The sequence below is a fragment of the Stratiformator vulcanicus genome (assembly GCF_007744515.1).
Classification (GTDB): Bacteria; Planctomycetota; Planctomycetia; order Planctomycetales; family Planctomycetaceae; genus Stratiformator; species Stratiformator vulcanicus.
The window spans coordinates 2,987,123-3,000,006 of sequence record NZ_CP036268.1 but is presented as its reverse complement, the minus strand read 5'-3'; the positions used below and the strand labels follow the sequence as shown (position 1 = coordinate 3,000,006).

Here is a 12,884-nt window from a genome sequence, read left to right as displayed (position 1 = left end):
TCTTGTCGCAGCGGGGATACGACCTTAGATTAGCGTGTCGTCGCAAATTTTCGCCTCTATCGGAGGCAGATCGAAAATTCGATCGCGACCGGGACTGACATCGGCGCAACGGAGAATCTGATGGATCGATTTGCTACTTTCGGCCTGTTCCCGATCGCGCGGTTGGCGCTGGCGTTTGCCATCGTGATTTCCGCGCTCGGTGTCACTCCGGTACGAGCTGATGACGAGCAAGCGTCGGACGAAGAGATGTTCGAACTGTTTCGCGAATTCGTCGAAAGCGTCGAACAGATCGACCGCAACTACGTCAATCAGGTTGATCGCCGCGTTCTGTTCCAGGCCGCCATCCGGGGAATGGTCAAAGAACTTGATCCCTATTCCAACTACATTCCTCCCAAGAAGCTCGATCAGTTCACTCAGGAAATCGAGCAGGAATTCGGAGGGATCGGCATACAGGTTCAGGTCGATCCGCGGTCACGACGTTTGGTCGTCACCAGCCCACTCCCCGGTACGCCCGCCTACCGCGGCGGCGTCCGCGCCGGCGACATCATCATGGAGATCGAAGGGGAGTCGACCGAAGACTTCACACTTGAAGATGCGGTCGCCAGGCTGAAAGGCAAGCCGGGCGAAGCCGTCACGATCGGCGTGCTGCATAAGGGTGAGGACGAAATTGAAACGATCGAAGTCGTCCGCGACATTATTCAGGTTTCGACCGTACTCGGTGATCGCTACGGAGAGGGTGATCATTGGGAGTACTTCATCGATGACGATGAAGAGATCGCTTACGTCCGACTGACGCATTTCAGCCGCCGTTCGGGTGCCGAGTTGAGGGGTGTCCTCCGAGAGCTGCTTGATGACGGTATGAAAGGATTGATCCTGGACCTGCGGTTTAATCCGGGAGGCCTGCTTGATCAGGCCCGCCAAATCTGTGACATGTTTATCGACTCAGGCGTCATCGTGAGCACCAAGGGCCGCAATACGCCGGAGCGAACGTGGGAGGCACGTAAGGGAGGCACATTACCCGAATTTCCGGTGGCGGTTCTCGTCAATCGATTCAGCGCTTCGGCCAGTGAGATCGTCAGTGCCTGCCTGCAGGACCACGAGAGAGCGGCGGTCATCGGCGAACGGACCTGGGGCAAAGGCTCGGTCCAAAACGTGATCGATCTCGGAGGCGGCAGCAGTGCCCTCAAGCTAACCACCGCCAGTTATCACCGGCCCAGCGGAAAAAACATTCATCGCTTCCCCGACTCGACGGAGGATGATGTCTGGGGCGTCACTCCCGACGAAGAGTATCGGATTCGCTTCGACGACGGCCAACTTCGTTCGTACCTGATCGAGCGGCGCCGGCGCGACGTCATCGGGGGAGACGACACCGAAGAGTCATCCTTTAAAGACCCTCACATCGAAGCGGGGTTGAAGTATCTTCGAGGCGCGATGAATGCGGAAGCACCCGCTGAGGCCGAGAAGAAAGCGGCCTCGATCGGTCCGGCGGGTCGACTCAACCCGCTGGGCCCCGTGATGCTTGCCCCGACAATTCCATCCTCGGCGGCGTGAGATGTCGTCGAAGCGCTATCTGTTGGCGATCGAGACGTCGTGCGACGAGACGGCCGCCTCTGTGATTGCGGACGATTTCTCGATCTGCTCGAACGTCGTTGCATCACAAGCCAAGTTGCACGAGCGTTTCGGAGGCGTCGTTCCGGAAATCGCCTCTCGCGCGCACTTGTCGCGAATCCTGCCCGTCATCGCTACCGGGCTCGACGAGGCGGAGATCAAGCGCGAGCAACTCGCTGCCATTGCGGCGACCGACGGGCCCGGTTTGGTTGGTTCGCTGCTGGTCGGTTTGACGGCGGCGAAAACTCTGGCGGCCGCTTGGGAGCTTCCATTGGTGACCGTCGATCATATCGAGGCGCACCTGTTTGCCTGTCGTCTGGGTGCGGGACGCGACGTCTTCCCCGCCGTCGGACTGGTCGTTAGCGGCGGCCACACCAATCTATATCGTTGTCTTTCGGCATTTGAATTCGAATTGCTCGGCTCGACTATCGACGACGCGGCCGGTGAGGCTTTTGATAAAGCGGCGAGGATTCTCGGTCTGCCCTATCCCGGCGGGCCTTCAATTTCTGCTGCCGCCGCGAACGGGGATTCAGCCGCGATTGACTTCCCACGACCCATGGCGAATTCCGACCGCCTCGAATTCAGCTTTAGTGGTTTGAAGACAGCGATTCTTTACGCCGCAAAGGGGCATCCGAACGGCACACCCGCTCCCCCTTTGACCGAGCAACGCGTCTGTGATCTCGCGGCGTCATTCCAGCAGGCCGTGGTAGACGTCCTGGTGAGCAAGTCGGCCCAGGCAATTCGACAAACCGGAAAGCGACGCCTGCTGTTGGGGGGCGGCGTCGCGGCGAATCGGTCGCTTCGTGAGCAGTTGGGGCAGCAGGCCGAGCGAGACGGATTTGAACTGATCGTCGCCCCGCTCGAATTCTGCACCGATAACGCCGCGATGGCGGCACTTGCTTGGGAGCAACTCGGTCGCGGCGCGGTCGCATCGCTTGATTGCGATGTCCGCAGTGGTTTGGTCCGTAAACGGCGTCCTCAGAAACTTACGGGCCGCCGCTGACGAAGCTGAACGTGTCGACGCCGGTGATTTGCGTAAACGCCGGCGCGGCGGTGATGCGAACATAGCGACGATCGGCCGAAACGATCGCCTGCGTTTGCAAGGTGGCCCCCTGCGAGAGCGTGGTCGTGATCGGCGTGTAGCCGACGGCGTTGAAAGCAGCACCACCGACGGCGCCGCCTCCGATCGCGACGCCGCCGTTGTTCATCCCGACTTGAAACTGATTGCCGGCAGCCAGTTGTTCCGGGCTGAGTCGGCCGACAAGTTGATGAATTGAACCTCGTTGCGTGTCGGGGATCGCTGCCGCCGATCGGCGGGGTTTCGATTCAATTGCCGCGGTCCGACGTCCCGCCGACATTGCCACGAGGACCGGCGTCTCAGGACCGATCAGTTCGATCGGAATGACGCGGACCGTTTCCTGCTCCGTCCCGCGGAAGCGCACGATGCGGAGCTTGGCCCGCTTACCCACGACGTTGCCTCGCACATGTCGGATTCGGACGGTGTAGAGTCCGTCGAAGGCCAACGGGCATACATAGAGTTCGTAGGAATTGTCGGAGTCCGGACCGTAACCATCATGCCCGAGATACCCTCCGCCGCCGGTGATGGGGACCTCGTGAGAACAAGTCGTGCCGGATGGTTCTTCGACAAACAAGTCGAGGTCGGCATCGCCGGACCAATCGAGCCTCAGCACCAAGTCCTGCGAGGCGGCACGATCAAACTGGGAGCGGAGTTGCTCGGCTTCCTCGTTTCGATCGGCCTCTTGAAGTTGCTCCACCGCGATGAGAACCGCATCTTTTGCCTGTTTGCGTAACGCTTCGCCGCGGTCGGTCCACGCGGTTCGCATCAAGCCGGCAGCCGCCCACCCGATGACTTCAAAGTCGTCCAGCGATTGAGCCAGCCTAAGAGAAACGGCGTAAGTCTCCGCTCGATTCGGGTCGAGCTGAGCGGCTTCCTGATAAAGCCTGAGGGCGGGTCGCTTCGCTCCGAGTCGATTGAGATATGCCCCCGAGAGCAGCAGGTTCGGCACGTCCGCTGCGACGAAATCGACACGCGATAGCAACGCGCGTTCGACCTCCGCTTGAGGAGCCCCGCTCAACTCAAGAGAGATGCCGAGAACTTCGTACATCCAAGGTCGGCTCAGTCCGACCCGAAGTGCCGCGCGGATCAGCTCGACGACGTGATCGTGTCGACCCTTGCGGTGAAGTTTCTCAGTCGACCGATTCAGCGCCGCCGGGCTGGGTGTGTGCGCGGCGAAGAATGACTTCCAAGTCGCTTTCGGGCTTTCGCCCGCTTCGCCATCGAGAATTGAAGCGACCATCTGGTCGATCTCTGCTCGGCTCGATCGGCCGTCGTCAGCGGAATTCGCATCCGCTGAATCGTCGGCCTCGTCAAATTCGACGGCTGTCTCATCAGCGTTGTCGGTTCGGGCGCCGGACGTTTGATCTTCCGACTCCTGGGCGAGCCGGTCACCTATTTTTTTTTAACGCCGAATTCGACCGCGGGAATCTCATCAGCCGGAATGCTGAAGAATCCGGCACCGCCACCACCACCGCCTTGACCTTGGAATCCACCAAAACCGGTACCGCCTTGGCCGAACTGACCACCGGCTCCGAGACCGCCCTGACCTTGGAAGCCACCAACACCGCCCAAGCCTTGGCCAAGGCCGCCACCTAACGGCGTGGCGATGGGAATCACGAGGTCACCCACCGGGTAAACACGGGTCGAGAGAGTGTCGTCGGCAACCGTCTGAGTCGTGATCTTCATGACTTCGTCTTCGATCACGTACGTCAGATTGAGTGGCTTCAACATCAGCTTGAGGGCGGAACGCAGCGTGATCCCATCGAGTACGAGGTCAATCTCCTGGTCGCTGTCGATACCGTCGTCGAGCAAGGCCCGCTCATCGATCAGGATGTTGATGTCGTGATAATCCGAGAGGAAATCGATCGCGTCTCGCAGCGGAGTACTCGGGAACTGGGCCCGTGTTTCCTCTTCCAATGCCGCTCGAATCCGTTGTTCGTTCGGGCTCTCGATAAACACGCTGACCGAATCGTACTTCTTCCGTCGTTCCGTCAAGGCCTTCCAAACTTCGGGGGCAGGGTAGCGGATCGGCGGCTCGTCCGGGAACGGCACGTGCGAAAGCTCAACCTGATAAAGCGTTTCGAGAAAGCGGTCGCGTCGAAGTTCGACGAGTCGGAACGCCCGGTTGAGTTGGTTCGCCGCTTCGGTGACGAATCGAGCCGCGGTTGCCGGACCGTTGCCCGGACGAATGTTGACCGCTTCGATTGCCACGGCTTCGGCCGCACCGAATGCCGAATCATCACCGGTTCGGCCTTCGGCCATCAACGCCCGCACGCGGTCGATCAATTGCTCCAACCGCTCTTCTTCTAGGGCGAAGCGTTCCTGCAATCGTCGGTTCGACTCGATGGCCGAAAGTTTGTCACCCAGTTCGATCTGTCGCAGTTCGTTGCGCTCCCGCAGGTTCACTGTTTCCTGCAATTCGCGATCGATTCGCTGAAGAAGCTGCCGTTGACGATCGACCGGTACGTCGGTGACAGAATCGACGATGTCACGAATTCGTTTGAGGATAGAAAGCGATTCGGCGAGGTCGTCCGTTCGAATACGTCGTGCCGCCTCGATCCCTGAGCTAACTTCGAGGGAGAGCTGCTCGCCGCGGATATTTTGTCGCTCCCGCTCACGAGCAGCGAAGTTGTCGGAGATGTCTTCGGCAGGGTCGGCCGCCCCATTCGCACCATCGGCCGGGAAAATCTGCGATGCCAAGCGGATCAGCGACTTCGTGTCCTGACGCTGCGGTGCGATCCGGTCGACCTCAGCGATTAGTTGATCGGCTTGTTCTTCGTTGCGGCTCTTCACCGCCTGCTGACCGGCTTCGGTCAGCTTCGCCACGTAGTCTTCATAGTCGGCTTCATATTTCAGAAGAGATTCGCGGTCGGTGATCGTGACATCCAACCCGCCCGATTTTTTTGCGGTCTGAACAAGCAGGTCGATGTAATCGTGGGACTTCTCCGACTGCCGTACCTTCAGAGTCCGGCTCGATCCGTTAGCTTCGGTCACTTCGATCTCGCTCGGAATGGCTCCGCTGCCGAAGACAACCGACTCACGATCGGTTCGTAGAGCGGGCGAGGTCGGTGAACTGAGCAAGTCGGAACCAGACATCGATGTCGAAAGTTCTACCCGGACGGGCGACTTGATCGCGACCGAAGCGAGTTCTCTTCCGACCAGTGCGGGTGAACTATCTGCCGTGGCGAGACGATAGGTACCGCCGGTGTGTCGACTGAGAATTCCCAGCAGCCGAGAATCGATCTTCGGCCCGATCGCCAAAGAGTGCCATGCAATGCCGGCTTTGCTCAACTGCGCCACTGACGACCGCAAATCCTCAGACGTCAGCAGATCGGAGGCGCTCATGCCATCGCCGATGTATACGACTGCCCCGCCATTCCCTGCGAAGGAACTGACGACATCGTCGAAGGCGGCGTTGAAGTTCGTCGCACCCAGCGGCACGCGATCTTCGAGCTGCATGAAAGCCTCTTCGGTATCAGCCGGCGCGACATAACCGTTCGACAGAATGACGTAACTGACATCGACGGCAGCGATCGCGACCTTGGAATCACTGCCCAAGGATGAAACCAGCGACCGGGCTACATCCAAAGCACCCGTGCGGAACTGTCCCGCCTGGCTCGCGGAAGTGTCGACCAGCACAAGTACTCGCGCATCTGACGCGTCATTGGCGACAGCAGAGTCGACCGGTGGAATAACAATCGCGTAAGCCGATTCCGCATCGCTCGAGCCCGTGATAGCCGTAGCGACCAGATCATCGGCCGACGCCGACAGGCATGTCGACAACAACCCGAGTGGTGCGACGAGAGTGGCGAGCGTGCGAAGTGAAAGCATGAAAGTCTCCGGTGCAGTCGAAACCGAACGGACTGATAGGCCCGAATGAGTCGGCGAGCTGTTGAAACAGACCCTCCGTACTCCGAAACGTATCTTACCCGTTGTTCAACAGGTCTTAGAAGCAAAAAGTTCCAAGTTTTCCCTGTTTCACAAGTTGATTATCGGGACGAACCCTCGTGAAGCTGACCGGAAGGTCGGCAGACAAAGTGTTCGGCCCAAAACGTTGGGGCCTTGCCGACTCGCGTCGATGCGACAGATTCAAACCCCACAACCAGTGCAAACCGAACAGGCCGCGCCGCCTGAACGCATCTCAGTCGATCTGCGAAAGTGATGTCGGACCGATCAATTATCGACCCCTTGGAGCAATGCGGTCCGTTCCGAGAACAACTGTTTGATCTTGCGGACAGGATACATCCGGACAACGCGGTCTTTGTAGGTCAGGCGGCCCTGCTCGTCATATCCTAGTTCCTCATTAACGGGACCGACGGCGAGTCCCCCGTACAACCCCGCGAACGTGACCGGATCGACGCCGCGTCCCCCTTCCAAATCGCCGACAGCATCAAGCCCGCCGGCGTACACCGCCATCGGGTTGATTCCCTGAATGGCCGGCGTGTATTTGCCTCTGGTTTCGAGCGAGGTCTGAACGATCGACATCAGCCGGTAAGCCTGTCGAAGTTGCTCGGCGTTGTCTTCGCTCAGATCGGCAACCTGTGCCCGGGCGACCGAATTTCCGCTGTGGAGACTCATCCCGAGCAAATACCCGACCGCCATCAAGGCTGCGGCGGCGGTGAAATGTTTGATACGCACGCGAATGCTCCAATCCAATTGATGGTAAATACTGATGTTTAACGGAACTGATTCTATCGACGTTCGGTGATTGACATCCGTTTATTGAAAGCGCCAGTTGAACGTGACGTTCGCGGAAAATGGTAACCCGCGTCGTTCGACATTCGGCCGGACGAAACTCGCATCTCAGTACGGTCTTGGCTCCATGTTGGGAACGCAACACATCATCTCGCAAGCGCGTGTCGATGATTTCTCGACGATGAGGACTCTGAACCATCGCGGAATCGACCACTCAGATGCGATCATCCTCTGGGGATTCAGGGGGACACCGTCAAACAGCAGCTCTACGAAGTCTGCGTCATTGGCCGCGAGTGGGAAAATCTCGCCCGACGTTGATCTTGACCATGAGCGATTCGAACTTCTACACCATGTCAGGTGTCACGCGTTTCCGAATTTGCCGATGCGAGCGTGATTAGTCGACGCGTTGGCTGGTCAAAGCGTGTTGCGACGGTCGTCGTCTCTCGTGGTGTGCTCCAGTTCATCAAGTTGCCGCCTAAGAACCTTACAGCGAAGTGAATTGCGCTCATGAGGCTGCTCCAGCGGCACATTTTGTTCGAGCTTCTCAAGACTTTCGCGGTTCTGCTGTCGATTCTCACAGTCTTGCTCGTCTTCGTCGGCGTGTTTCGCGAAGTCCAGGAGAGCGGTCTGGGCGGTGAGCAGGTCCTCCAGATTTTGCCATTCATCGTGCCGAGCACGATGCCGTTTACGATTCCCGCGACGATGTTGCTGACGGTTTGCTTGGTTTACGGTCGAATCGCTGCCAATCAGGAAGTGACGGCAGCGAAAGCGGCGGGTATCAACGTCATTTCGCTCTTGGCACCGGCATTCGTGCTCGCGTTTCTGCTCAGTTTTGCGTCGCTAATTTTGACCGACCAAGTCATGCCGTGGGCGGTCGAGAATATTCACCGCATCGTGGCAAACGCGGTCGAGGAAATTTTTCTCGACGTCCTCCGCAGCCGGCATCAAATGACTGATCCTCAGCGGGGAATTTCGATCACGGTCATGGGCGTCGAAGACAAGCGGCTCATCCGGCCGACGTTTCGTTATGCGCCGCAAGGTCGTTCTCCGGTTCTCATCCAGGCGGAAGAAGCGGAACTTCATTTCGATGTCAAAAACAAGCAGGTTCTCGTTGAGCTCGTCCATGGTTTTCTGGACATGCCCGGTGATCGGCAGGCGTGGTTTAATCGCAGAACCCAACCGTTTCCGTTGCCCGAACAAATGCAGGTGACGAAGGCCCGGCATCTGAGCATTCGAACGATCAACGAACGCGTCGGTATCGTCACTGCAGAGTTGAAGCAGTTGCGTGCCGAACGGGCTTTCGACTCAGCGTTCGGATTGACTGTCGGAGAGGTCGAACGCCTCTCAAACGCGAACTACCTTCATTTCGAGAACGTGCACGAAACGCCCAGAGTCACTGAGCGGGAACAACTACTGACAGAAAAACATAGTCGATTCGCGCTGGCGGCAAGCTGTTTTTTCTTCGTGCTGATGGGTGCGCCTTATTCCATCATGCAGGCCCGCAAGCACTTTCTGACGGTATTCATCATTTGCTTCGTACCGATTCTGCTCGGCTACTATCCAATGATGCTCGGATTGATGAACATGGCGAAGCGCGGCGAGATCGACCCGACTTGGTCGGTCTGGGTCGCGAATCTGACGCTGCTGCTGATCTCCATCTGGATGATCCGCCGCGTCCTTCGCAACTAGAGCAGATTCCTGCTATCTGTGGCGGCTTTCGGGCGCCAAATGCGTTCAGATTCTTACGAATCGCCGCCGGACGCCGCTACATTGACGGGATAATCGTCATAGCGGGGATTTCTCCCACGTGCCGCGGCTTCCGAACGCGGAATGCCGTCGAATCTGCGTGGGCCGCCCTTGGTACTCGCTGCGCGAGCGAAGCATCCGATCCGGCAGTTCTCTCGTTGTGACGGCATCGCAGATATTGCCTGCGGGCGTTTTTGCCTCGTGGGAGGGCACGATTTTTGTCGGTGCGAATTCGATTCGCCCGCTTTCTCATGCGGGCCGCTCCGCCTAAACTGCGGGCTGAAGGACTCGAACCCACCGCCCGAATGGGCAAACAATGGAGCGTTCTCAGATGATTCGATTGATCTGCAAACTAGCGTTTGCCCTCCCGATCCTGTTGACCGGAGCCGCTGCGCTCGCTCAGACGTCCGCGGTCGAGCGTTGGAAATCGCTCAATACCGAGCGTGAGCAAACGATGCAGCGACTCGGTGAATTGCAGTCGTCATTTCGTGGCGCGGACGCCGAACAGCGGCAGACTATTCAGACCGAGTTCCGCACGCTCGCCACGAAGTACAACGAAGAGATCGGACCAAACTTGACCGCCGCGGCCGAAGCGGCGTTCAATGAGGACCCCTCGCTGACATCCGCCGGCGAGGCGGTGGCGATGACCGCTTATCAAGACAACGACTATCAGAAGGCCGGGACGATCGCGGGGAAGATTCTGCAGAGCGGATCTGATTCGACCGTTGCTAAGAATATTCGCGGAGCCTCGCTGTTTGCCGAACATGAATTTGAAGCGGCATCGCAGATACTCAGCGAGCTAGAGCAGAGCGGAGAACTCAATCCGAACATCGCCGGTCGGTTCGTCGACCCCTCCAAAGAGTACCAAGAGTTTTGGAGCGAGGAGCAGAAAATTCGAGCGCAGCAGGCCCAATTGCCTGAAGGACAGAAGCTGCCGATCGTGGAATTTCAGACGAGCAAGGGCCGCGTCGTCATTGAATTGTTTGAGCAGGAAGCGCCGAACACGGTCGCTAACTTCATCAGCCTGATTGAGAAAGGGTTTTACAACGGGATCGACTTCCACCGCGTCATTCCCAACTTTATGGCTCAGGGGGGCGACCCTTTAACCAAGAACGAAAATCCGAATGACGACGGCACCGGCGGCCCCGGTTACGTCATCGACTGCGAATGCTACAAGCCCAACGCCCGCAAACACTTCGCTGGCAGCCTCAGCATGGCCCATGCCGGCAAAGACTCCGGCGGCAGCCAATTCTTCCTGACTCACCTTCCGACGTTCTGGCTTAACGCCGATGCCCAGCGTCAGTCCGGCCACACCGTTTTCGGTCGAGTCGTCCAAGGCCTCGACATCGCCCGCTCGCTCGAAAAGGGCGACACGATCGAGTCGGCAAAAGTGCTCCGCAAGCGCGATCACGAGTACAAACCCGTGACGAACTCCGAGTAGTCGACCCTATATCGCGCGCCTCACAAGCCGCGCACGAACTAAGCGGATCACGCCCGCTGTACAAGCCGCGCACGAACTAAGCGGATCAAGGGGAATTTTCCTCTCTTCTGCTGACTTTGCGCCCGGCTATTTTTATTTCACATCGCACAAATGTCTTCACGCGGAGGGTTCGTGAAGTCGCGTCTTGAAGTCCTCTCGTTTGCAGCCGATACTCGGGCCGATTGGCTGCCTCGCGTCATGCTGACCCACCTGAAGTTTGCGCCCCAATACAAAGAGCCGAACGATGCCACTGTCCGCTTTTCCGGAATTGACTCTGTCCCACAGTCTGATGTCTGTGCTGGAAACCGCCGAGGCAGAGGGACGCCTGCACTTGGCCGGCAGCGTCGAAGACCTTGTGAAACTCGCCACTCCTGACCCCGAGAGCGGGCTCGGCGAAACAACGCCACAGGGTGAGTTCATGGTTGGTTACGACGTGCCCGGCCGCGGATTCGTCAACGAAGCTCGCGTTTGCCAAGTCAAGAACGGCGTCGCGGCCAACTATCTCGAGCCGTACATGCGGCGGCGCGATCCCAACTGCATGGTGGTCGGCGACGGCGAGCCGACGGATAAACCGACCTTCGACGAGCGATTCGGCAAGCCCTTCACCGATCTGCGGGGCGAGACCCTCGATTGGCTCAAGACGCAACCGATCGCGGCGTTCTTCTTCCGCACCGGTCTGCCGGACGAACCACTTAATGCGGTTGCCGTCGCCCCGGCGAACGCGGGTTTCTTCGCCCTCGGCCTTGCCATGCTGCAGGGGATCATCCCGCTTGAGGAGATCCGAGAGAACGCGGCCGATTTCTATCACCGGGCTGTCCTCTATATCGCGCCGCCGTTCCGCCACACACACTTCGACGGCAAACAGGTCGTCGTTCACAATCGCCGGTACGAGGCAGACACGAAACTGCACGAACTGTTTTCGTACAATCTCTACCCGGGACCTTCGGCAAAGAAGGGCGTCTACGGCATGTTGTTGACGCTCGGCGAGCGGGACAAAACGCCGTGGACGACGGCCCACTGCTCGACCGTCGCTGTCACAACGCCGTACGATAATACGACCGTGATCATGCACGAAGGGGCCTCCGGCGGCGGTAAGAGCGAGATGCTCGAATACATGCACCGAGAGGCCGACGGAACTCTGCTGCTCGGCGTAAACACCGTCAGTGGCGAAGAGCGCAAACTCACACTGCAACGCGGCTGCAAACTAAATCCCGTGACCGATGACATGGCGCTGTGCCATTCGGCCCTACAAAACAAAGAGGGGGGCGAAGGCAAAGTCACGCTGATCGACGCCGAGTCGGCCTGGTTCATCCGGGTCAATCACATTACCCACTACGGGACCGACCCGATTCTAGAGCGGGTGATGTTTTCGCCACCGGGGCCGCTTCTGTTCCTCAACATTGATGCTCAGCCCGACGCGACCGCCGTCCTGTGGGAGCACATTCAGGATGAGCCGGGCGTCCCCTGCCCGAACCCGCGGGTCGTCATGCCGCGGCAATATGTGGAGAACGTTGTAAGCGAACCGGTGACGGTCGACATTCGCAGTTTCGGAGTCCGCTGCCCACCGTGCACCAAAGAGAAGCCGACTTACGGCATCTTCGGTATCTTCCACGTGCTGCCTCCGTCGCTCGCTTGGCTGTGGCGACTCGTCGCTCCGCGCGGCCACGGCAACCCGTCGATCGTCGATGCGGGCGGGATGCAGTCCGAGGGTGTCGGCTCCTTCTGGCCGTTCGCGACAGGGCGAAAAGTCGATCAGGCGAACATCTTGCTCGACCAGATCATGCACTCGACCAACACGCAATTCGTGCTCATTCCCAATCAGCACATCGGCTGCTGGAAGGTCGGCTTCGCCCCGCAATGGATCGCCCGGGAGTATCTGGCCCGCCGTGGAGCCCACCCCTTCCGCAGCGGTGACCTCAAGCAGTCACGTTGCTCGCTCTTGGGTTACAACAAAGAATCGTTGAATTTCGAAGGCGGCATCATCGGCTCGTGGTTCTTCGACGTCGCCAATCAACCCGAAGTGGGCGAAGAAGCCTACGAGGCTGGCGCAAAAATGCTGACCGACTTTTTCCACGAGCAAATCAAACTCTTCCTGCACGAGGACCTCAGCCCACAGGGCAAGCAGATCATCGAAGCGTGCCTCAACAACGCCTCGGTCGAAGAATACGAGGCAATCATCTGAGGTAGGTAGAGCGATCACAAGCCGCGCACGAAGTAAGCGGATAGCTCAACGCGATGCCCATCGTGGAAAATCCGCTTACTTCTTGCGCGGCTTGT

8 protein-coding genes are annotated in these 12,884 nt (G+C 58.7%); 5 read left to right on the top strand and 3 right to left on the bottom strand.

The features are described from left to right. The first annotated feature begins 120 nt into the window (after positions 1-120). Together Pan189_RS11745 and tsaD are read left to right on the top strand one after the other, a co-directional pair. On the top strand, positions 121-1,551 hold the full coding sequence (locus Pan189_RS11745; protein WP_145364099.1) for a S41 family peptidase: 1,431 nt from the start codon (positions 121-123) through the stop codon (positions 1,549-1,551). 1 nt (position 1,552) lies between these two features. Further along, positions 1,553-2,611 (top strand): tRNA (adenosine(37)-N6)-threonylcarbamoyltransferase complex transferase subunit TsaD, encoded by a 1,059-nt coding sequence (gene tsaD / locus Pan189_RS11740; protein WP_145364098.1) that lies wholly within the window; start codon positions 1,553-1,555, stop codon positions 2,609-2,611. Here the strand turns inward: tsaD and Pan189_RS11735 are convergent. From Pan189_RS11735 to Pan189_RS11725, 3 genes are all read right to left on the bottom strand, one after another. Further along, positions 2,595-3,926, bottom strand: coding sequence for a DUF2135 domain-containing protein (locus tag Pan189_RS11735; RefSeq protein ID WP_145364097.1), 1,332 nt, complete (start codon positions 3,924-3,926; stop codon positions 2,595-2,597). The genes tsaD and Pan189_RS11735 overlap by 17 nt on opposite strands. Before the next feature lie 152 nt (positions 3,927-4,078). Next, entirely contained in the window at positions 4,079-6,517 is a 2,439-nt protein-coding gene (locus tag Pan189_RS11730) for a vWA domain-containing protein (RefSeq protein ID WP_145364096.1), read from the bottom strand. A 342-nt stretch (positions 6,518-6,859) separates the two neighbouring features. Next, positions 6,860-7,324, bottom strand: a complete 465-nt coding sequence (locus Pan189_RS11725) for a hypothetical protein (protein WP_145364095.1) — start codon at positions 7,322-7,324, stop codon at positions 6,860-6,862. Positions 7,325-7,888: 564 nt separating this feature from the next. On the opposite strand from Pan189_RS11725, the gene Pan189_RS11720 reads away from it, so the two are divergent. From Pan189_RS11720 to Pan189_RS11710, 3 genes are all read left to right on the top strand, one after another. Then, a complete protein-coding gene (locus Pan189_RS11720) occupies positions 7,889-9,070 on the top strand; it encodes an LptF/LptG family permease (protein ID WP_145364094.1) in 1,182 nt (393 codons plus the stop codon). Positions 9,071-10,058: 988 nt separating this feature from the next. Beyond that, the gene (locus Pan189_RS21680; RefSeq protein WP_375154912.1) at positions 10,059-10,568 is read left to right on the top strand and encodes a peptidylprolyl isomerase; all 510 of its coding nucleotides are present in this window, start codon (positions 10,059-10,061) and stop codon (positions 10,566-10,568) included. A 283-nt stretch (positions 10,569-10,851) separates the two neighbouring features. Continuing rightward, positions 10,852-12,789, top strand: a complete 1,938-nt coding sequence (locus tag Pan189_RS11710; protein WP_145364093.1) for a DUF4914 family protein — start codon at positions 10,852-10,854, stop codon at positions 12,787-12,789. Positions 12,790-12,884 lie beyond the last annotated feature (95 nt).

Excerpts from the sequence above, each read along its gene's own strand:
- Pan189_RS11745 (WP_145364099.1), top strand. The coding sequence starts at position 121 with ATGGATCGATTTGCTACTTTCGGCCTGTTCCCGATCGCGCGGTTGGCG.
- tsaD (WP_145364098.1), top strand. The coding sequence starts at position 1,553 with ATGTCGTCGAAGCGCTATCTGTTGGCGATCGAGACGTCGTGCGACGAG.
- Pan189_RS11735 (WP_145364097.1), bottom strand. The coding sequence starts at position 3,926 with ATGGTCGCTTCAATTCTCGATGGCGAAGCGGGCGAAAGCCCGAAAGCG.
- Pan189_RS11730 (WP_145364096.1), bottom strand. The coding sequence starts at position 6,517 with ATGCTTTCACTTCGCACGCTCGCCACTCTCGTCGCACCACTCGGGTTG.
- Pan189_RS11720 (WP_145364094.1), top strand. The coding sequence starts at position 7,889 with ATGAGGCTGCTCCAGCGGCACATTTTGTTCGAGCTTCTCAAGACTTTC.
- Pan189_RS11710 (WP_145364093.1), top strand. The coding sequence starts at position 10,852 with ATGCCACTGTCCGCTTTTCCGGAATTGACTCTGTCCCACAGTCTGATG.